Source organism: Catenulispora sp. GAS73 (genome assembly GCF_041262085.1).
GTDB lineage: Bacteria > Actinomycetota > Actinomycetes > Streptomycetales > Catenulisporaceae > Catenulispora.
This window is the reverse complement of sequence record NZ_JBGCCM010000002.1, coordinates 127,515-149,017: the sequence shown is the minus strand read 5'-3', so window position 1 is coordinate 149,017 and position 21,503 is coordinate 127,515. Positions and strand designations below refer to the sequence as shown.

General features: G+C 66.9%; 16 protein-coding genes. 11 read left to right on the top strand and 5 right to left on the bottom strand.

Annotation, left to right across the window (positions count from 1 at the left end):
* Positions 1-9: 9 nt before the first annotated feature.
* Both ABH935_RS03165 and ABH935_RS03160 read right to left on the bottom strand, forming a co-directional pair.
* Positions 10-660: a response regulator gene (locus ABH935_RS03165; protein WP_370376243.1), complete on the bottom strand. Its 651-nt coding sequence runs from the start codon at positions 658-660 to the stop codon at positions 10-12.
* A complete protein-coding gene (locus tag ABH935_RS03160; RefSeq protein ID WP_370376242.1) occupies positions 648-1,955 on the bottom strand; it encodes a histidine kinase in 1,308 nt (435 codons plus the stop codon). Before ABH935_RS03160 ends, ABH935_RS03165 begins: the two co-directional genes overlap by 13 nt.
* 177 nt (positions 1,956-2,132) lie before the next feature.
* Between ABH935_RS03160 and ABH935_RS03155 the strand changes: the two genes are divergently transcribed.
* The 5 genes from ABH935_RS03155 (at position 2,133) to ABH935_RS03135 (ending at position 9,052) form a co-directional block, all read left to right on the top strand.
* Positions 2,133-2,624 carry a hypothetical protein gene (locus ABH935_RS03155; RefSeq protein WP_370376241.1) on the top strand — a complete coding sequence of 164 codons (492 nt, stop codon included), beginning with the start codon at positions 2,133-2,135 and terminating at the stop codon, positions 2,622-2,624.
* Positions 2,625-3,311: 687 nt separating this feature from the next.
* Complete coding sequence (locus tag ABH935_RS03150) at positions 3,312-6,065, top strand: tetratricopeptide repeat protein (RefSeq protein ID WP_370376240.1); 2,754 nt, start codon at positions 3,312-3,314, stop codon at positions 6,063-6,065.
* Positions 6,066-6,310: 245 nt separating this feature from the next.
* Positions 6,311-6,646: a hypothetical protein gene (locus ABH935_RS03145; protein WP_370376239.1), complete on the top strand. Its 336-nt coding sequence runs from the start codon at positions 6,311-6,313 to the stop codon at positions 6,644-6,646.
* A 10-nt stretch (positions 6,647-6,656) separates the two neighbouring features.
* Positions 6,657-8,537, top strand: coding sequence for an alpha/beta hydrolase (locus ABH935_RS03140; protein WP_370376238.1), 1,881 nt, complete (start codon positions 6,657-6,659; stop codon positions 8,535-8,537).
* Positions 8,534-9,052, top strand: a complete 519-nt coding sequence (locus ABH935_RS03135; protein ID WP_370376237.1) for a hypothetical protein — start codon at positions 8,534-8,536, stop codon at positions 9,050-9,052. The genes ABH935_RS03140 and ABH935_RS03135 overlap by 4 nt, the downstream gene beginning before the upstream one ends.
* Positions 9,053-9,587: 535 nt before the next feature.
* Here ABH935_RS03135 and ABH935_RS03130 read toward each other — a convergent pair.
* On the bottom strand, positions 9,588-10,604 hold the full coding sequence (locus ABH935_RS03130; RefSeq protein WP_370376236.1) for an AraC family transcriptional regulator: 1,017 nt from the start codon (positions 10,602-10,604) through the stop codon (positions 9,588-9,590).
* A 116-nt stretch (positions 10,605-10,720) separates the two neighbouring features.
* Here ABH935_RS03130 and ABH935_RS03125 point away from each other — a divergent pair, with 116 nt between their 5' ends.
* The 4 genes from ABH935_RS03125 to ABH935_RS03110 all read left to right on the top strand — a co-directional run bounded on the left by ABH935_RS03125 (position 10,721) and on the right by ABH935_RS03110 (position 14,930).
* A complete protein-coding gene (locus ABH935_RS03125; RefSeq protein ID WP_370376235.1) occupies positions 10,721-11,977 on the top strand; it encodes an acyl-CoA dehydrogenase family protein in 1,257 nt (418 codons plus the stop codon).
* Between the two features lie 94 nt (positions 11,978-12,071).
* Positions 12,072-12,824 (top strand): SDR family oxidoreductase, encoded by a 753-nt coding sequence (locus ABH935_RS03120; protein ID WP_370376234.1) that lies wholly within the window; start codon positions 12,072-12,074, stop codon positions 12,822-12,824.
* Positions 12,825-12,828: 4 nt separating this feature from the next.
* Positions 12,829-13,905, top strand: coding sequence for a phosphotransferase family protein (locus ABH935_RS03115; protein WP_370376233.1), 1,077 nt, complete (start codon positions 12,829-12,831; stop codon positions 13,903-13,905).
* Positions 13,906-13,961: 56 nt separating this feature from the next.
* Positions 13,962-14,930 (top strand): NADPH:quinone oxidoreductase family protein, encoded by a 969-nt coding sequence (locus ABH935_RS03110; protein ID WP_370376232.1) that lies wholly within the window; start codon positions 13,962-13,964, stop codon positions 14,928-14,930.
* A gap of 175 nt (positions 14,931-15,105) precedes the next feature.
* Here ABH935_RS03110 and ABH935_RS03105 read toward each other — a convergent pair whose 3' ends face one another.
* Positions 15,106-16,764: a serine/threonine-protein kinase gene (locus ABH935_RS03105; RefSeq protein ID WP_370376231.1), complete on the bottom strand. Its 1,659-nt coding sequence runs from the start codon at positions 16,762-16,764 to the stop codon at positions 15,106-15,108.
* A 1,079-nt stretch (positions 16,765-17,843) separates the two neighbouring features.
* Between ABH935_RS03105 and ABH935_RS03100 the strand changes: the two genes are divergently transcribed.
* Positions 17,844-17,984, top strand: a complete 141-nt coding sequence (locus tag ABH935_RS03100) for a hypothetical protein (protein ID WP_370376230.1) — start codon at positions 17,844-17,846, stop codon at positions 17,982-17,984.
* Between the two features lie 603 nt (positions 17,985-18,587).
* A complete protein-coding gene (locus tag ABH935_RS03095; protein ID WP_370376229.1) occupies positions 18,588-18,881 on the top strand; it encodes a DUF2511 domain-containing protein in 294 nt (97 codons plus the stop codon).
* A 164-nt stretch (positions 18,882-19,045) separates the two neighbouring features.
* Here the strand turns inward: ABH935_RS03095 and ABH935_RS03090 are convergent, their stop codons facing one another.
* Positions 19,046-21,331 (bottom strand): hypothetical protein, encoded by a 2,286-nt coding sequence (locus ABH935_RS03090; RefSeq protein WP_370376228.1) that lies wholly within the window; start codon positions 21,329-21,331, stop codon positions 19,046-19,048.
* Positions 21,332-21,503: the final 172 nt, after the last annotated feature.

Sequence of the window (21,503 nt, the reverse complement as noted above, 5' to 3'; positions counted from 1 at the left end):
CCATCCCTCTTACTGCTCGGCGACTCCCAGAAACCGCAGAACCGCCAGCACCCGGCGGTGGTCGGCGTCGGCCTTGGGCAGATCGAGCTTCGCGAAGATGTTGTTGATGTGCTTGGAGACGGCGCCGTCACTCACCACCAGTTCGGCGGCGATGCCCGCGTTCGACCGGCCGCCGGCCATCAGCTCCAGCACCACGCGTTCGCGCGGTGTGAGGCGGTCCAGCGGATCGCTGTGCCGCCGCACCAACAGCTGCGCGACGACCTGCGGGTCCAGAGCGGTGCCGCCGGCGGCCACCCGGCGCGCCGCCTCCGCGAACTCCTCGACGTCGGCGACCCGCTGTTTGAGCAGGTAGCCGACGCCGGCGGTGTTGGCGGACAGGAGATCGGCCGCGTAGCGCTCCTCAACGTACTGCGACAGCAGAAGCACCGCGGTCTCCGGATGCTGACTGCGGATCAGCAGGGCGGCGCGCACCCCTTCGTCGCTGAAGCCAGGCGGCATCCGTACGTCGGTGACGGCGATGTCCGGCCGGTGCTCGTCGACCGCCGCCAGCAGCCCGGCCGCGTCGCCGACCTCGGCGCAGACCTCGAAGCCGGCCGCTTCGAGCACCTTGACCACCCCGATCCGCAGCAGAACGGAATCCTCGGCGATCACGGCGCGCACGGCAGCTCCACGGTGATGACGGTCGGGCCCCCGACGGGGCTGTGGCAGGACAGCACGCCGTCGACGGAGGCGACCCGCTTGGCCAGTCCGGCCAGGCCAGTTCCCCGGGACACGGCACCGGCTTCGGCACCGAGTTCAGCACCGAGCGCGGTACTGAGTTCGGCGCCGCCCACACCATCATCCGTGACGACCACCAACAGTGTCCCGCCGATCTGCTCGACGGTCACCTCCGCCCTGGTCGCCCGGGCGTGTTTGACCACGTTCGTCAGCGCTTCGGAGACCACGAAGTAGGCGACCGCCTCGACAGTCGGCAGCGGGCGACGCGGCAGGTCCACCGCCACCCGCACCGGGATCGGCAGGCGAGCGGCGATGCCGGACAGCGCGGCATCCAGACCCCGGTCCTCCAGAACCGCCGGATGCAGGCCCCGGACCAGGTTGCCCAGCTCGGTGATCGCTTCCTTCGCCTCGCGGTGCGCGTCGTCGATCACCGCGCGGGCCTCGTCCGACAGGTCGCCGAGCGTGGCCTTGGCCAGCCCGAGGTTGACCGCGAGCGCCACCAGGCGCTGCTGCGCGCCGTCGTGCAGATCGCGCTCGATCCGGCGGCGCTCGGCGTCCGCGGCGTCGATCACGCTCGCCCGGCTGTCCGCCAGGTCGGTGACCCGACGGGCCAGTTGCTCCTCACGGCTCGGCCCCAGCAGCGTCCGGGCGGCAGCGGTGTCGACCGCGGCCAGCGCCTTCGCGAACCAGCCGGTGCCGTAGAGCAGGGCCACGCCCGCGACGGTGACGTAAGCGGCTTTAGTGGTGTAGCCGGGATTGTCGACCCGCCAGTGCGTCGGCGTCACCCAGATCCAGATGTAGACGGTCGCCGCCGCGGCACCGACCACCCAGCAGCACAGCGTCAACGCCCCGCCGAGCACGATCAGCGGACCGGCCAGAAAGTGATAGCGCAGCTGTCGACGGCCCGCGGCCGACCGCAGCCACGGCACGAGGCCACGGAGCCCCGGCCGTTCCGCCAGCCCCTCGGGCACCGCGACGTCGACACCGAACAGGCGGCGGAAACGCTGCCGCTGCGTCCAGCTCAGCAACGGAGCGGCGGCTACCGCGACGACCACGGCCACCACCCAGGCCGACACCCACGACCACAGCGAGGACGCCGCGAGCAGGGCCCACAGCAACCCCACCGCCAGCGCACCGGTGAGAAGGACGGCCACGCCCCCGGCGAGAAGCGCCGTGGCCCGACCCGCTCCCTGAAAAGGCCGCCGTACGTACCGCGCCAACCACGTCCTGATGCTCATAACGAGACGATAAAACCACAGGCCATGCGGGCTCCATCACGCTACCTGGCGTGTTCGGGGTGGAGTTTTCTATACCCCCGATTCGGATACGCGCGTGACTGACAGTGCAGCGGCCGCGCAGCAGGCTTGAGTCCGTGACCAGGAAGTAGGCAGGGGGTGGACTCAAGGATGACGCAGATGATGCTTTTCACGCCGGACGCGCCGACCGGGCAGCCGCACAGGAGTGACGAACCGCTGGGGTCCGAGCCGCGGGGCACCGACACGGACCAGCCGCCGCACTCGGCGGCCACGTCGCGCGGTATACGCCGGATCGGGCGTGTGCTCGTCGGCTGCGGCCTCGGACTGCTTCCGTGGATGTACGTCCTGGCCGCCGGACTGCCCGCGGTCATGACCGCCCCGCGCTGGCCAGCCGCCTGGATCGGCCTGGACATCCTGGAGGCGGCGGGCCTGATCGCCACCGGCCTGCTCGCAGCGCGCGGCGACCGCCGGCACGCCCTCGCCGCGGCGGCCACCGCGGCACTGCTGGTCGTGGACGCCTGGTTCGACACGATGACCGCCACGTCCAACAGCGATCTCGGGGCGGCGATCGCCATGGCGCTGTGCCCCGAGCTGCCGCTCGCGGGTGTGTGCGGCTGGTTGGCGATTCGTGCTTCGCGGCAGAACGTCTAACTAGAGGGCCAACGTGCGTCTTCACTGTCTCAGCGCCAAGCCTGAGCTCGGTGGCGATCAGCGGCCGCCCGCGCGAGCACGAACCCGGCAAGCACATCGGTCTCGAAGTCGTCCAGCTCTTGCGCTGTCGGCGGCCTGCGGGCCTCGCGCAGCTCCTCCTCGGTTCAGCCATCGCGTGGAACCCATGGCTTAACCGATAGCGCTTCAGGAATCCCGAGGTCTCTTCATCGCGGTGTCGGCCACCCTTCGGGGTGACGAATCGCGAGGCTGCACCATACGAACGCCAGAGACGGCAACTGCCCCACGATCGAGAACCCAGTGGTAATTGGGCTGTCGGATCGTTTCGTCCCAGACGGAAGTGCGCCGGGCCGTTCAGGGGGTTCGCGTGTCGTCATGCCCTACAGCGCCCTGGATGCGTTGCCGTCCACGCTTGGCGAGCGAGATGCGTGTCGTGCAGCTGTGCTACGAAGTCACCGCCGGCCAGGCACTTTCGATGTAGTCCTTGAGCGGATCCGCAGACCGAGGCCAAGACTCTGACCAAGCCCCGGCATGGATCAGAGAGCGTTTCCCTTAACGATCGGCGTAGACGGCCGTCCCTATTTCAGCCGAGCCTTTATCGCAGTATCTTGATTCAAGTTCGCTCTTCGGGGGGTGCTTGTGGTCGGTGCGGAACTTGTCGTCGGGTACGTGTTCGCGTGGCTCGCTGGAAAGGGCAAGCGAGCGGCACTACGAGCCGATCAAAAGGTGGACCAGGCGGTAGACGCGACCGTTGACCAGGTCAGTGAGAGGCTGCACACGCTGGTCGCGGGCAAGCTATCTGGGGATTCGTCGCTGGTGAAGCTGACGCAGGAAGCTAGTCTGGGAGCGGCAGAGCCCTTGGTGCGCACGCAAACACGGGTGGCGCTCGCGCTTGAGGACGCCGCAGATCAGGACCCAGAATTCGCGGCAGCGCTCATGGAAGTGGTGCGCCAGCTGCAGAACGCGTACGGCGAAGTCTCAAGTGGGGACGGAGGCGTGTCTGTCGGGGGGAACTTGCAGGTGCAGGCTGGTGGCGGATCGTTTGCTGCTGCGGTGGTGCAGGGGGATGTGAGCTTCGGAAATGCTCAGGTGCCACAGGCGTACGGGCCACGCCTGGTCGCACCCGGCGTACAAGGAACGGCGGCGGGCGGCAAGACCGGCTGGTCGGCTGTGACGGCGGATCGAGGTGGAATCTCGATCGGCTCAGCGGGTCCGGTGCAAGTCACCTATCAGCAGCGGGTTGCCTTGGGACAGCCGGTACGGCTTGACCCGCGCATAGGCCAGGTCACCGGACGCGAGCGACTGCTTGAGGATTTGCATACGCGCCTGTCGGGAACCCAGGGCGTGGGCATTGTGGCCTTGTGCGGGCTTGGTGGGGTGGGCAAAACCACAACAGCCCTGGAACACGCCTACCGGTATCTGCCCCATTACGAGATCGTGTGGTTCTTTCACGCGGAGCAGGCCACCGACCTGCTCGCGCAGTTCCACGAGCTGGCGGAGCTGCTTGAGGCGGCGGGGAGCGGGAACCCAGTGGGCGCGGTGCATGCAGCGCTCGCTGCGCACCCTGGTAGGTGGCTGCTGGTGTTCGACAACGTCAAGGACTATGCCGCTGCGCGCAGCTGGCTGCCGGCGAAGGGCTCCGGGCATGTTCTGGTGACTACGCAGGACGGGCACTGGCCGCGCGAGCAGGTGCTTGAGGTGTTCCCACTCGACGCGCTGGCGGCGGTGGATTTTCTGCTTGATCGGACCATGTCCAACGACCTGGCCTCGGCGCAGGCGATAGCGCGCGAGCTGGGATTGCTGCCGCTGGCGCTGGCTCAGGCGGCAGCGTTCGTCGAGACCACTGGGCGCAGCCTAGAACAGTATCTCGGTTTGCTGCGCACCAGCCACAATGCCCTGCTTGCTCGTGGGGCTCCGACGGCGCATGCGACCCCAGTTGTGGCGACATGGTCGCTAGCACTTGCGGAGCTTGAAGCGTCCAGCCCAGGGTCACTCATACTGCTGCGTTTGGCTGTGTTCCTCGCTCCGGAGGACATCCCGTTTCGTTTGCTGCTGCCAGAAGATCTCATGTTGAGCGATGAGCCCCTGGACGCCGACGTGGTGATGCAGGTGCGATCGCTCTGTGCCGAGGCACTCGCGCTCGATGATGCGGTGGCCGGGCTGCGGCGCCATAGTCTGATTGGGCCTCCCAGCGAGGTCTTCAGCGTTCACCGTCTTGTGCAGATCGTAACGCGTGACCAGATCGTGCCGGATGAGCGCGAAGCATGGCTTACCGTAGTGCGGGCATTGGTCGAAGCCGCGGTTCCGGAAGATCCGACGGTGCGTGCAGCGTGGCCGACGTGCCGGTTGCTGTTGCCTCATGCTGCACTGGTTGCCGACCTTCTCGGGATGCCAATGCGGCGCTTGGTCACATCTCTGAGTGAGAGCGGCGACTACGCCACCGCACGCGCGTGGTGGCAAACACTCGCGCAAGCTCACGAGGACGTCCTTGGTCCTGAAAACTCTGAGACTTTGACCGTACGAGCCAACTTCGCCCGGTCGACTGGGGAAGCCGGGGAAGCGGTAAAGGCGCGTGATCTCTTCCTGGAACTGCTTGCTATTCGCGAGCGGGTCTCCGGCCCAGAGCACCACCAGACCCTGACCGTACGCGCTGACCTAGGATATTGGACCGGGGAGGCGGGAGATCCGGCGAAGGCACGTGACCTGTACCAGGAGTTGCTGCCAGTCCGCGCACACGTCTCTGGCCCGGAGCACCCCGAGACTCTGACCATATCCTTCAACGTCGCCCGATGGACTGGGCAGGCCGGGGATGCAGTCAAGGCACGTGATCTCTTCCTAGAGCTGCTTCCTGTTCGCGAGCGAGTCTCCGGCCCGGAACACCCCGAGACCTTGACCGTAGCCGCCAACCTGGCCTTTTGGACCGGTAGAGCAGGGGAACCTGCGAAGGCGCGTGATCGTTTCCTGGAGCTGTTGCCTGTACGCGAGCAGGTTTCCGGTCCGGAGCATCCCGAAAGCCTGACCATAGCCGCCAACGTTGCCCGATGGACTGGAGAGGCGGGGGATGCGGTGAAGGCACGAGATCTCTTTCTCGAGCTTCTGCCCATTAGCGAATCGGTCCTGGGAACGGAGCACCCCGGAGTCTTGGCCTCACGCGCTGACCTCGGATATTGGACCGGGGAGGCGGGAGATCCGGCGAAGGCACGTGACCTGTACCAGGAGTTGCTGCCAGTGCGCGAGCGAGTCTCCGGCCCAGAGCACCCCGAGACCCTTGCTGTACGTGCCAACCTCGCCCGATTGACTGCGGAGGCGGGAGATCCAGCGAAGGCACGCGATCTGTACCAGGAACTGCTGCGCATTCGCGCGCAGGCCTCCGGCTCAGCCTCGATCCACCTGAGCGACGCGCACCCCGTGGCAGAGCTCTAATGGGACAACCGGTCCATGCCTCGACGAGGACTATCTTGCAGGTCAAGGCGCCGGCTGGCCGCCCGATGGCGAGGTCACGATGCCCGAGTTCGGCCGCAGAACGTTGTCACTCCCGTGGACAGAGGCACTCGGCGATTATTACAGACGGTGACCATTCGGACTCCATGTTGACATCATCAGCTGAGGGTTAATACGTTTGCGGCCTGTCATGATCGGCAGAACGCTGATATGAACCGGGGGGTTCCGTGGCGTCGACGAATGATCTGCAACTCGACCTGGACGGTATCGACAACTTCGCCACCGCGCTCGACGGGGTCGTCGGGCAGTTGAACGGGACCGGCATGCGACTGGGCGACGAGGGCTGGCTTGCCGGCGACAAGGATCTGTGCGCCGCTCTGGACGACTTCACCGGCCGCTGGCTGAAGGCTGCACCGCTGATTGACTCCTACGCCAAGCAGTTGTCAGGCATGGCGCGCGACTGCGTGGCCCGCTTCCGCCAGGCCGACACCGCGATGGCCCGATCGGCCCCCACGACCCACTCCGGCGGTGCTGGCGGCCATATCCGCGCGGTCATGGACTGAGGGGCGTGCCGTGGCGCGACCGACGGACTGGCGGGTCCTTGGCCTCGACTCCGATCCGATCCCGCAGGATCCTGACAACCTCTACATCTGGGCCAAGAGCTACCACGACTACGCCGATCAGGTGGCTCGCGCGCTGTCTGGCACCAACGGCCTGCTCAACGATCCGGCCCTCACCGGTTGGCTGGGCGCCTCCGGCCAGGCCTTCAAGGACGCCTGTCTCCCGTTTCCTGGCATGCTCAATACTGCTGAGGACGCGTACCGTGGCGTCGGCGATGCCTGGGACGATTTCAGCAAGCAGATCCGTACCCTGCAGCCGCAGTTCGACAGTTGCTTAAACCAAGCGACCACTCTGCTGCAGAAGATGAAGGCAGATGGCGGCCTGTCCGACGAGGACGCGCTTGCCTGTGCCACATCCGACAACGACGCGGTCATGTACGACCGCATGCACGCCAAGCACATGGAGAACAGCAGCACGCTGGGGCCAGCCGGTTTCGAGAATGCGCTGGACGCTCTGTCGGCGTACCGTGCGGGGTTCGATCCGCTGCGTAGGCAGGTGGTGGACTTGTGCGGGCAGTACACGGGGGCCAAGGTCAAGTGCGAGAACGCCCTTAACGATGCCGCCGACCTCGCCTCCAAGATAGTCAAGTCGGCTGGCGCTACCGGCACCAATTCGATGAACTTCGACGACCGCTTCAGCTCCCGCGGCGGCAACCTTGCCGACTTGGTCCTCAGCCCCGACGCTGCTCTCGGTCTCGAAGACTCGATGTTCCCGACGCAGGGCACAGATCCATCCGAGATCTCCTGGTGGTGGACGTCGCTGAGCCAGCCGGAACGGGACAAGCTCATCCTGGAACACGCCGACCTGGTCGGGGCTCTCGACGGGATCCCGTGCCTGGACCGAGACAAGGCCAACCGGGCTGTGCTGGACGCGACGCGAAGCTCTGTCAACGCCCGTATCGCCTACCTTCTTGCGCACATCCCGCCGACCGATGGCCGTGATTACCCCAATCCCGAGTTCGACTCATGGAACAAGGAGTTGGACGATCTGCGGGCCAAGCAGGCCGGACTGAACTCCGTCTACGATCGGCTGAACAACCATCCCGATCAGCCTCCTGCGTTCTTGCTCGGCCTGGACACCGCCGCACTCGGTCACGCGATCGTAGCGATCAACAACCCCGACACCGCGAACAACGTAGTCACCTATGTTCCAGGCACCGGCTCGAAGCTCGGCAACATCGCCGGCGACATCAGCCGCTCGGACGCGATGGTCGGTGCCGCCGGCAGCGGACCGGGTTTCGTGACATCATCCATCACGTGGGTCGGGTACGACGCCCCGCAGAACATAGCCAAGGATTCGCCGTTCATTCACTACGCCACGGACGCCGAACTCAAGCTGTATGACTTTGAGACCGGTTTACGAATGACCCACCAGGGGCCTGCGTCGTTGAATTCGATCATAGGACACAGTTACGGCAGCACCACCGTTGGATTCGCCATGCGCGACATGGGCCTGCCTGTCGACCGCGTCATCTTCGTCGGTAGCCCCGGGGTCGGCGTCGAGCATGCAGCCGATCTGCACATCGACCCTGCCCACGTCTACATCGGCGCGGCAGACAACGACCCGGTCGCCAACCTGCCGCTGGCCGAAAACCTGACCCAGCTCCCGAGCAACGCGCTGAACGCTCTCGGCTGGGCGACAGGATTGTCCGACTACAACGTCCACGGGCCGTTCGGTCAGCTTCCTTACAACCCTGAATTCGGCGCTCATACCTTCAAGGTGGCACCCGGTGCGCTGTGGCCTCCCGGCGCGGCCCATTCCCAATACTGGGTGCCTAGGTCAGACTCACTGAGAAACATCGGCGCGATCATCACTGGGAACCAGCCATCGTGAACGGGCGAACGAAAGTCATCCTGATCGGGGTGGTGGTAGCTGCCATGGTCGGCATTGCCGCGGTCCTCACCGGCATCGGTGACACTTCCAATGCGCACCCCTCCGCACACTCCATGACGCTGGAAGCCGCCAAACAGGAGGCCCGCCAGAACGCAGCTGCTATCGTCGCGACCTTGCCGGTCGCACCCCAGCTCGACCCGCCGGACGGTACCGACTCAGGCGGCGCATGCAGCCAAGGACTACAAGATCAAGTCACCGGCCAGTACGACAGTAGCCTGAACTTCCGTCTGCGTGGCGTTCCGGCTGATCGCAATCAGGACGTTTTCGCTGCAGTGCGTGCCTTCGCCGGGCAACACGGCTTCAAACCCTTCGGCAGCAGCTCAGGATTCGAATCCTTCAAGGACAATAACGGCTTCACGATCAGCGTCGAAACGAGTTTCGACCCCAGCCACACTCTTACTCTGGGCTCCAGCACTCCCTGTGTGTGGCCAAACGGCACTCAGCCTCGGGGCTGAAAAGATTGTTGTGAACGGCTCAGCCGTGATTAGCAATGGGGTGTATCCGCTCACGGCCGGTAATGACTCAACCACGGGCCCGCGAAGGAGGTTTGCTGTCCGATGACCAGGACACTCAGCCCTATTCGCTGGCGGGCGAACGTGCGCTTGCGCTCGGCAGGGGCGGTCGCGGCGCTCGGTATCGCGGTGGCGGCGTGGTTTCTATACGTTTCGTTAGGGGAGAAGGTGGCCGGAAGTTCAACCCCTTCGGTCCCGGCTCGCTTGGCGGTGGTCGCATCCTTCCTGCTGATTGGGGCATTAGAGCTTCTGATCGTCTGGAGGCCTTGTCTAGTCCTGACTGAAAGTCAGTTGCTGGTACGGAATATTGGCCGAGCGCACGCGATTCCTTTGGTATCCGTACTCACTGAGGAATGACCGTAGCGACGATATCGAACGCATCATGGGACGCGTTCGTGCAAGTCGTGACCAGACTCCCGTCTGAGAGGGCGTTGCTTGTTGGCGGGGACGCCTCGGTTCCTACAGGCCAGCCGTCCGCTCACTGCCGTCGTGCACTGCCTGTTTGACGGACGGCGCGGGCTGTCGTCCCCCACCAGCGTCGGGCGTATCGGCTCAGGGTGGCCGCGTTCTCGAGTCCGATGGTGGATCCGATTTGTGCCAGGGGGAGATCGGACTGGGTCAGCATTGCTTCGGCCCGTTCGCGTCGGGCGTCGTCGAGTACTGCGGCGAAGGTTTTGCCTTCGTCTGCGAGGTGGCGTTGGAGACTGCGGGGTGACATCGCCAGGAAGCCTGCTACGGCGGAGACGGTGGTGGGGCCGGTGCCTAGGGAGTGTCGTAGGACGGCCTTGACCTGGCTGGCAAGCGGACTGTCGGCCTTCGTGGCTTGGGATTCCAGGAAGAACAGTGCCAGCTGGCGTGTCATCTGGTCGCCGTTTCCGATGCTGCGTTGGGGGAGGTCGGCGGGCACGCGCAAGATCGCTGCCGGCCGCTGGAACGTGGCCCGGGCGCCGAACAGCTCTTCGTAGCGTTCCCGGGTGGCCATGGGCGGATGCGGGATCTCGGCGGTGCGCAGGCCGTAGTCGCCGCGGAAGAGGTAGGCGAGCGCGCGGTGCAGGAACAGCAGTCCCATGTCGATGCACTGCGGCGACAACCGGACGCGGTCGGGGTATCCGTAGCGCACGCCGACCGTGCCCCGCGAGCCGTGCGGGTCCGGCACGAGTGTCAGGCTGAAGCCGCGTGCGTGGAGGAAGAGGTATTTGGCGGTGTAGTCGAGTGCGTCGGCGGCGGTTGGCGCGTTCTGGAGCGCGACGGCCAGTGGGCCGAGCATGCCGAGGTCCTGTTCGAGGGCGACGCGCAGCCCGAAGTCGGGGCACCGCAGTTCTCGCGCCGCCGACTCCAGCAACATCGCGATTGCCGAGCCTGATACGGGGAGCTCGTCGTCGTCCAGTGCGGCGACGGGCACGCCCGCGCGACGTGCCATGGCGTCCGGGTCGCCGTCCAGGTGCTCGATGACGGTCCGGACCCCGCGCAGAGCAGCCGACCGTACCCATTCCACCAGGCCATTTTCGGAGGTGTGGCGTAATCGGTCAACTTGATGGCGTGATCAGACAACTATGGTCGCCGACGGCTTCGTACGGTGGGAGGGCTAGCATCCGAGATCGGAGAACGACCGTGGACTTCGCACCGTCGCCCCAGGCCCGCGCCTATATCGACCGGGTCGGCGGCTTCATCGACACGGAGATCATCCCTCGCGAACGTGAATACCTGGACGCGCTGCGCAGCCAGGAAAACCGCTGGGAGGCTCCCGAACTCATCGGCCGGCTGAAGGCGAAGGCCCGCGCCGAGGGCCTGTGGAACCTGTTTTTGCCGGAGGTGGGGGCCACGCACAGCCTCCCGGCCCCCGACCGGGGCGCCGGCCTGAGCGTGACGGAGTACGCGCCGCTCGCCGAGCTCATGGGCCGCTCGCTGATCGCGCCGGAAGTCTTCAACTGCAACGCCCCGGACACCGGCAACGCCGAGGTGCTCCTGCACTACGGCAGCGACGAGCAGCGCGCGCGGTGGCTGGCCCCGCTGCTGGCTGGCGAGATCCGCTCGGCGTTCTGCATGACCGAACCCGACGTCGCGTCCTCCGACGCCACCACCATGACCGCGACCGCCACCCTCGCTGAGGACGGCGCCACCGTCGTGATCAGCGGGCGAAAGTGGTGGAGCACCGGCATCGGACACCCGGACTGCCGGTTCGTGATCTTCATGGGCCTCACCGATCCGGCAGCGCACCGCCACGCCCGGCATTCGATGGTCCTGGTCCCGCTCGACACGCCCGGCGTGCGGATCGAGCGGATGCTGCCGGTGCTCGGCTACTACGACGAGCCCCACGGCCACGGCGAGGTGTTCTTCACCGACGTCCGGCTCCCCAGCTCGGCGATCATCGCAGGTCCCGGCCGCGGCTTCGAGATCGCCCAGGGCCGCCTGGGACCCGGCCGCATCCATCACTGCATGCGCCTGATCGGCCTCGCCGAGCGCGCTCTGGAGCTGGCCTGCCGCCGCTCGCTGGAGCGCGTCGCCTTCGGCAAGCCGATCGCGAACCTCGGCGGCAACCGCGAACGGATCGCGCGGGCCCGGATCGCGATCAACCAGTGCCGGCTCCAGGTCCTGCACGCGGCGTGGCTGCTGGACACCGCCGGGGCGTTCGGCGCGATGAGCGAACTGTCACAGGTCAAGGCCGCGGTGCCGGCGATGGCGCAACGGGTGATCGACATGGCGATCCAGCTGCACGGCGGCGCCGGTCTGTCCGACGACAGCCCGCTCGCCGGGTCGCTGGCCGCCGCGCGTGCGCTGCGTCTGGCGGACGGACCCGACGAGGTGCATCTCGCCGTGGTGGCCAGGTTCGAGCTCGCCAAGTACAAGGGCGAAAGCCAGACGGCATGAGCACTCTCGTCGTCGCAGCATCCGCAACCTGGCGGAGGAGAACCAAGCCGGGCGCCCAGAACCGTGAATCCGAAGACTGCCAGGAGAACCTTCAATGCCCATTCGCAAGAACATCCTCATCACCGGCGCGAGTTCCGGACTCGGCGAGCGGATGGCCCGTGACTTCGCCGCCAGGGGGCGTGACCTGGCTCTGTGCGCCCGCCGCACCGACCGCCTGGACCAGTTGCGCAAGGAACTGCTGGCCGCCCACCCCGGCATCACGGTCTCCGTCCGGGCCCTGGACGTCAACGACCACGGACGGGTCTTCGAAGTCTTCCAGTCCTTCCGCGACGACCTCGGCCGACTGGACCGCGTCATCGTCAACGCCGGCCTCGGCAAGGGCCAGCCGATCGGCACCGGCCACTTCGAGGCGAACCTGCAGACCGCGCAGACCAACTTCGTCGCGGCGCTGGCACAGTGCGAGGCAGCGGTGGAGGTCTTCCGGCGCCAGCAGGCCGGGCATCTGGTGGTCGTCTCGTCGATGAGCGCCATGCGCGGCATGGCCCGCAACGTGACGACCTACGCCGCCAGCAAGGCCGGGGTCGCGGCGCTCGCCGAGGGGATCCGTGCCGACCTGCTCGGCACCCCGATCAAGGTGACGACGCTCTATCCCGGCTACATCGCCTCCGAGCTGAGCGACAGGGCGGAGAAGGCGCCGCTCACGGTCTCCACGGCGAAGGGCGTGCGGGCGATGGTCAGGGCGATCGAGGCCGAGCGCGCGGAGGCGCAAGTCCCGTCGTGGCCCTGGGTTCCGATCGGCTTCGCCCTGCGCCACCTGCCGCTGCGCGTCGTGGCGAAGATGGGCTGAGCCGGTGGCCGAAGACAGGCACGGCGCCGGCGCCGTCCGTGCCGAGGACGCCTTCGACGTCGCGCGTGTCGACGCCTGGCTTAAGGGCCGCCTGGGGCGCTTGGGCCGCCTGGCTGGCCTGGACGGGGATCCTGTCGTCACCCAGTTCTCCGGAGGCGCCTCCAACCTGACCTATCTGCTGCGCTACCCGGGCGTCGAGCTGATCTTGCGCCGTCCGCCGGCGGGCCGCAAGGCCTCCTCGGCGCACGATTTGGCTCGGGAGTACCGCGTGCAGAAGCAGCTCAAGCCGGTGTTCGGCTACGTTCCGACGATGCGTGCGCTGTGTCAGGACTCGGAGGTCATCGGCGGCGACTTCTACGTGATGGACCGCGTCCCGGGCTTGATTTTGCGCGGCCGCCTGCCCGAGGGCATGACGCTGGACCCGGCGCGGGCCCGGAGGCTTTCCGAGACCTACGTGGACACCCTGATCGAACTGCACCGCGTCGATCCCGCCGCGGCCGGGCTCGACGGCCTGGGCAAGGGCGCCGGGTACGTACGCCGCCAAGTCGAGGGCTGGACCCGACGTTACGCCGACGCCCGCACCGACAACGTTCCGGCCTTCCAGGACATCACCGCCTGGCTCGCGGCCAACCAGCCGGACGACGTGGCGACCTGCGTGATCCACAATGACTGGCGGCTGGACAACATCGTCCTGTCCGAAGCCGACCTGAGCGTGCGCGGCGTTCTGGACTGGGAACTCGCGACGCTCGGCGATCCGCTGATGGACCTGGGCAGCGCGCTCGCGTACTGGGTGCAGGCCGACGACGACGACATGGTCCGCGCCAACAGGCATCAGCCCAGCGACCTGCCGGGCATGCTCACGAGGGCCGAGATCGTCGCGCGATACTGCGACCGGACGGGGTTGGCAGCCGACGGCTGGGCCTTCTACGAGGTCTTCGGCATGTTCCGCCTGGCCGGCATCGCCCAGCAGATCTACTACCGCTACCACCACGGCCAGACTCGGAACCCGGCGTTCAAGGACCTGTGGCTCGCGGTGGCCTACCTCGAACACCGCTGTCGGGCAGCGATCAGCAGGGTCTGACCTGCGCGACCGACAGATGCGATGATCGAGTCCACCGACAGAACGGAGTCAGACGCATGCGCGCAGCGCAGATCACCCGCCTCGACGGCCCAGGCTCGATCGAGGTCGTCGAGCTCGACGATCCCAGGCCCAAGGACACCGAAGTCCTCATCGACGTGCACGCCGCCGGAGTCACCTTCCCGGACGTGCTGTTGACTCGCGGTGAGTACCAGCTCAAGCCCGAGCCGCCGTTCATCCTGGGTTGCGAGGTCGCGGGCGTCGTCCGCAGCGCCCCGGACGGTTCCGGTTTCAAGCCGGGCGACCGGGTCGCGGCGTTTCCGGGGTTCGGTGGCTTCGCGGAGTGCGTAGCGGTCGATCCGGCGCTGGTCTTCCCGCTGCCGGAAAACATGTCGTTCACGGCCGGGGCCGGGCTTCCGATGAACTACCTGACCGTGCACTTCGCACTGACCCGCCGAGGAGGGCTGCGGTCCGGCGAATCAATGCTCGTCCACGGAGCTGCCGGCGGCGTCGGAACCGCCGCGGTGCAGCTCGCCGTCGCACTTGGTGCACAGGTGATCGCCGTGGTGTCGACCGAGGCCAAAGCGGAGACGGCACGTCGGGCCGGCGCGCAGCACACCGTGCCGGCCGACGGGTTCCGCGCGGCCGTCGCCGAACTGACCGGCGGCCGCGGCGTCGACGTCGTCGTGGACCCGGTCGGCGGCGACCGCTTCACCGATTCGCTGCGCAGCCTCGCTCCCGAGGGCCGGCTGCTCGTCATCGGCTTCACCGGCGGCGAGATCCCCACCGTCAAGGTCAACCGGCTGCTGCTGAACAACATCAGCGTTGTCGGCGTCGGCTGGGGCGCCTTCTGGGTACCGCGTCCCGGTTACCTGCGTGAGCAGTGGGACGAGCTTCTCCCGCTGCTGACGGCCGGCTCTCTCGATCCGGTGGTCGGGTCGTCCTTCCCGCTGGAGAACGCCTCGCAGGCCGTGCTCGAACTGGCCGAGCGCGCCGCCGCAGGGAAGGTGGTGATCCAGGTGCGGTGACGGAAGTTGCCGTAGTGCAGAAAACCGACGAGAACCCCGGTCCGCTCGGTGGCGTGATGCGGTGCGCGATCCTGGAGGACGTTGATCTACGTGTCCCAGGCTGCGCGTGGGCAGATGACAGCTTCGTGGTGTGGCGGCAGTTGGCGCAGCGACGTTCGGACTGCTGAGCCGCGGGTCAGCCTTTCACGCCGATGGCACACAGACTCCAGGCGAGACCGTCGGTCCACAGCGTCCATGTCTCTCCGTCGGGTTTGACATCAGTTCCCTGGCACCCCGTGGATCCGCCTCCTCGAAGGGCGGCCAGCCAGACTGCCCCGACCCGGTTGGCGATCACAGATCCGTTGACCAACTCGCCGCATTGATCGCTGAGCTGAGTCGGCGGCCCCGGCGGCCAGTCGGAAAGGCACGTCCCGATGGGATACATCTGGAGGACCTGCCGCGCTGCCGCCGGCAGGCAGGAACTGATGTCGGCGACGGTGACGCCGTGGAGACCCGGTTTCACGGCGATGCCGTTGCCGGCCTCAAGACAATGGATGCTCGGGCTCGGTTCGGGCGATGCCGGTGTCGACTCCGTGGGTTGGTTCAGTGGTGAGGATTGAGGATCGAGGGAGGCGGTGTCCGGTGACCAGGTGGTGGCTGGTTCTGTAGGCGGCGTCCATGGAGTGGTGGGCGCTGTTGGTGTGGCTGCCGGCGTGGCTGCTGGCGGCGGCATGTCGTGCGTCGGCGGGGCTGCGGTAGTGGTCGTTCCTGATCTGAGCAGGAACAGGCTGGTGGCCAAGACGGCGGTGATGGCCACCGCCGCGGCGGCGGAGGCGCGCCACAGCCTCGCCGGACGTGGTCGGTGTGCGCCGGTGGAACGGGCGTGGCCAGGTGCCGACTCAGCAGGGTGTGGCTCGGTGATTCGGGGCCGGTGAACGGGGAGCATCGCCCCGGCCGGACCGAGGATGGGTGGTACGTCGCTGTCGACGGGGATCGCCCCGTTGTAGGCGATGATGCGCATCAGCTGGTCGTAGGCTTCCGCGGTCTGTGTCCTGTCGGCCGGGTCCTTTTCCAGGAGACCGGACAGCAGTTGTTCGAACACGGGGCCGTGCTGGAGTTCGTCGGCGGGTTCGAACAGCACCGCCGCCGAGCTCGCCATGAAGCTGTCGCGTCGGAACGGCGAGCGTCCCTCGACCGCGAAATACAAGGTCGCGCCCAGGGAGAACAGGTCGGAGGCGGCGGTCGCGGGACACCCCTTCATCCGCTCGGGCGCCATGTATTCCGGAGTGCCGATCGCGATCCCGTTCGGTGTCAGGGTTCCCACGGCGACGTCGTAGCAGTCCCCGCCGGCGGCGATGCCGAAGTCGGTGAGCAATACCCGGCCGTCGTCGGCCAGCAGGATGTTGGAGGGTTTGACGTCCCGATGGACGATGTCCTTCACATGGCAGGCGGTCAGCGCGATGAGCACGTTCTTGCCGATGTGCGCGACCTGGACCGGTGGGAGCGGTCCGTACTGGGCCACCGCCTGTGCCAGCGTCTTGCCGATGACGAGTTCCATGACGATCCACGGGCGGCCGTCCTCCGCGAAGACGTCCAAGATCTCGACGATGTTCGAGCTCTTGGCCACCGACAGCCCGTGCAGCGCCTCCAGCCACGCCCTGCTCAGATGCGATTTCCTGTCGGTCTGCCCACTCACCGTGTCGAGGCGCACCTCTTTGAGGGCGACGTCGATGCCCGACGCCTCGTCGTGGGCGAGCCACACCCGTCCCATGCCGCCGGTGCCGAGAAGACGGCGTAAAAGGTATCGTCCGCCGACCACGGGGCGGCTTTGATGGGATTGGGTCGATTCAGACATCTTTTCCCCCTAGTGCTGTCGACGCTCGCAGGGTGCAGCCCACCGCGACGCTGATCCCGCAGCCGATCGACGGCAGCCTGGTCCCGGGCGCGGTGAGGCGCTTCATCTGGACCACGAATCGGGAGCAGCGAGCATCCGCTCGAAAGGTGCTGGTCAGTAGGCAACGATCTACGCGGCGACTACTCCGGCCCGATTGCTGCTCGGCTGAGCTAAGCCTTGAACAGGGCTCTGAGATGGCCCGCATGCCGTCACGGCCCGCGCACAGCTGTTCGCAGTTGCTTCGTCGGGCGTGCGTCGCTGCCAGTGAATCCGAAAATCGGCGCGCACTCCTGGTTCCCCTCGTAGAGCCGGAAGGCGGACGCAGCACGGGTGGCAGCCTGGCGTACTGCGGGATCGGGGTACATCTTCGGGATGGCGGCGAATAGCCAATGCGGCGCTATCCAGCCACTTCGTGAGGCTCTTCCCCTCGCATCCCCCAATCGGCCGCCGGCATCACGGCGACGCCGGCCAGGGAATCATAATCCTGATTCAACCTGCCTTGCAGGCGAACCGGTACCCTGCAGGATCTCCCTGCCGATCGGGGAAGAACCTTCATTGGCGCTGGCATCTGCGCGATCTCGGGACGGGGCGGTGGTGCGGAACGCCGCACTCTCTCTCGGACCTGCCGGAAAGATGTGCTGGACCAGAGGTGGCGGGGGTTGAGGGAGCTGACCGCGATGAAGTGGCGGTCCGGCTGATTGCCCGCTGATCGGCGTTCCGGCAGATGCCGACGCGGCCTGCGAATTCATCCACAACCAGAACAGCATCGACGCGCACGGCGGATGGTTCGGCCAGAACCCGGTCGCCTCGGCTTTGGAGGCAACGTCTGCGCTGTTGCGCCAGGCGATACCGGTTCCTTCGGAGTGCAGGCCCACGGAGAGTACTTTGATCCACATCTGCGACCCCCGCATGGTCTGAGCAGCGGGTCTAGCCTGAACAACATGGCTCACATCATCACCGGCGACTACGGAGACGTGCACTGATCACGACTACGCTCGATGGTGCGCCGCCGGCACAGGGAAACGCACAAAGTCAGCCAGGTGACTGCGAAGCAAGAGGTCGCCCAGGCGCTCGACGCGATGGTGCAGTCCGTTGGTGCCAATCGCCCGGACTGCAACTCGAAGATCGTCCTCGAACACTGCGATAACGGAATGGGCGGGTACAGCGGCTGGCAGGAGTAATTCGATAGGCACCTTCGACCACTTGACCCGGGACAACGCCGTCGCGATGGCTAATACGCTGAGCCCGTTCTTACTCCTCAAGCGCCGGCGACTCGATTGACATCACCGCATCGACCGGGTGCAACGTCGTTCCAGATCCGGCAGACACCACCACCGAGGGCAAGATTTGGAGGTGGTCGGGCATCCGCCAGAGGTTCGGATGATCCGGGTGCCTGCGTTTCAGCGCCTCAGAGTTGCCTTGGGCCCGCCCTTCGCGCGCTACCTTCCCGCCACCCCGTCGGCTGCGTAACCTCAGCTCTCTGACTCATTGAGGGGGGACTCATGGGCGTAGGGCTGAAGTTTGGCGTGGGGCCGTTGCGCTTGTACATTCCGCTGTCCGGAGGCCGTAGACGGCGCCGCAGGGGAAGAGGCAGAGGCAGAGCGGTACGCCCCACGGCTCCGTACTGGTACCACGGCACCTGCGGCATCCACCACCGAACCCAAGACGCCGCCAACCGCTGCAAAAACCGTATACCTGCTCCCGCAGCTGGTTACGCAACTGCTGTAGCCGCGCCGAAGCCCAAGACCACGCCCAGGCAACGAGTCATCATCGGCTTCGTTGCAGTGGTCGTCGTCATCGTCGGCATGATCTACAACGCCGATCGGCCGCACTCGAAGGCCATTGCCCGAGCTACATACTCCGGCACGGATCCGTGGCCGCTGACGGTCGATTCCGGGACGTTGACCTGCCCGTCGGGCATCGTTCTGTTCACCGCTGGAGGAATCGTGTACGCCCAGTACCCGGTCCCCGGCGATGGTCACGTCGACATCGACCGGATCACGGCCGACATGCCTGGGGTGCAGGGGCAGAAGATGTCCGTGTACTCGTTGTTCGCCGACGGCTCGGTGCTGTGCTGACACCTGACACCTGACACCTGACACCTGACGCCGCCTCGTCGCCGTCGTACTTCGTTGTTCGGGGCTGTGCTGCGCCACATGGCCGGGGTCGCTGCGCCTCTGGTTGAGGATCTGCGTCAGGCGTCGAACAGTAAGTAGAGCGCCGTGGCAGAAGCAGGCGGTGATCAGGGCGCGTAGAGGATCTTTGCCTTGAATTGCGGATGCAGGGCGGCGAAGCTCTGGAGTTTTGCCGCGAGCACCTTGTCCGAGACGACGATGCGGACCGGGACCTTGTTCGACGTGATGATGTGTTCCAGGATCTTCAGGCTGGCCTTGGCCTGCGGGGACCACTCGCCCTTGGCCGGCAGGCCGGTCAGGCCGTAGAGGTCGGTGGTGCGGTTGATCTGGCTGCTGACGGCGTGCAGGTCGCGGTTGGCGAGGCCGGCCAGTAGGGACATGTTGAGGTTCAGGATGCCGGAGGGCGATGAGGCGACGATTGTCGGCACACCGTCGGTGTAGACGCCGAGGCGCTGTTGGGCGCGTAGCTGGTGCCCGTAGTCGGCGACGAAGGTGTGGCGGCCGGTCCACAGCTGCGCCCAGGTGGAGTCGGTGCCGGGCTGGAACCGCGGCCAGTTGATGTAGGCCGGGGCGAAGGCCACGGCGCCGGCGGCGAGGGCGGCGGTGATGGCGGCGATCGCGTTCTCGGCCTGGCGGATCGGCCACGGTTTGCGGGTGCGCCGGGTCCGGGGCCTCGGCGTCTTCGTGACCTTCGCAATCTTTGCAGCCTTCGCGGCTTCTGCAGCCTCTGCGGTTCGTGTGGCCTTCGGGCGGGCCTTGGGCCACAGGTTCGCCAGGCCGCCGAGGCCGACGAGGCACATCAGGACCAGGCCGTTGAGCGACTTCTCGACGTAGTAGCGGGTCGAGCTGTGGCCGACGAGGTCGATTTCGAGGGCGATCTGGACGGCGCCGGTCGCTGCCAGCGCGGCGAGCGCGGCCTTGGCATGGGGTAGCCGGCGGGTCGCCGGGTTCGCCAGCGCGATGGCCGCGGCCACGCTGACGGTCAGGACTACGTGCCAGGGCAAGGCGATGATGAAGCCATCGGTGTGGAATCGCGTGCCGATGTTGAGCCCGGAGACAGCCATGAGCGGCGCGGTTACGAGCACCGCGACGCCCAGTGTTCCCAGCACGAAGGCGAGTTTGCCCTCGATGTGGTTTTTGAAGAACCTTCTGCGGTAGACGACGAGTGCGGCCACCAGAACGAGCGTGATGTGCGGCAGCAGCAGCGGGTGGCCGAAAACCACGGCGAGGAATGCGCTGCCGGCCAGCAGCGCCTGCTCCCAGACGTTCCGCGGCGGCCGCAGGATTACCGCCATGCCGGCGACCAGGAACACGCAGGCGAAGACGACGCTGTCGAAGCCCTGCCACACGTAGCTGAGGAAGTACCCGGTGGAGAGGAACGCCCCCACGCCCGCGGTGACGAACACCGAAGGCAGCCGCAGCCGATCCGCCACCATCGGGCCCACCATCCGCTTGGCAGCCCACGCGGTCGCCAGCACCAGCAACCCGAACGAGATCAGCGTGTACCAGTAGTAGCGCACGAACTCGTGGAGCGGCGGGCCCGGCTTGGCGTCTCCGTGCACGAAGCAGTCGACGATCGCGTACACCATCTGCATACCGGACGGATAGGTCCGCGCACCCGGCAACGCCTGCGCGCTGACCCGGTTGAAGTGCGCGAACGCGTAGGAATGCCCGGAACGTACTACGTCGAACATCGCGAACTGCCGCAGGCGGTCGGCGAGCAGTGCCGAGTAGTCGAACTGCTTCCAGAAATCGCTGTGCAGGGTCGGCCATGCGGCGATCACCACGGCCGCGACCCCACCGAGTATCGCGATGCCGTCCGCGGCGGCGAAGTGCATCGGCAGCCGGAAGCGACGGCGGGTCGCGAACGAGACGAGAACGAGGACGCTGAGAGCGAACCCGCCCACCGCCACCGGGTCCAACCCCCACGGCCAGTAGCTGATGACGAGGCCGCCGACGATGGCGGTCCCGGCAAGCAGTACGACCGCGGCCATGATCCGGTCGAGGACCGTGGAACCGTATCGGTTGAGCGCCGCGGTGCCCAGGACGATGACGAGAAGCGTCGCGAGGTCGAGGTGGGCGGCGTGGGCTGCGTACGCGAAGAGCCAGACTGCGGCGACGGCTGTGGCGGCCCGCAGCGGTCGGGATGCGGCGATGTCGGCTGCGCGGACGGTTCGGCGTTGGCGATGGCTGCGCCGTCGCGGGAGCGGAGCGTCGGCGATGGTCTCGGCTTCTGAGTCCGTTGTCGGGCCCTCGGCCTCAGCGATTTCGTCGACGGCTTCAGCAGCTGTCTCGGTGGCGATCTGCGCCGTGGAATCGACTTCCAATTCGATCGGGGCCTCCGACAAACCGGCCGCGGCGGGGTCCGCCGCGGCCGTGATCCGTTCGTGCACGTGTCAGGAGCCGCTGGGCGTGCCGCTGCCGGACGTGCCGGAGGCCGGGCTCGACGGGGTCGAGGTGCCGCCGGTCGGGGTGGGCGACTGGCTGCCGGTCGGCGTAGGCGTCGGTGTCGGCGTGGGAGTCGGCGTCGGCGTCGTGGGCGGTGTGGTCGGCGGCGTGGGCGAC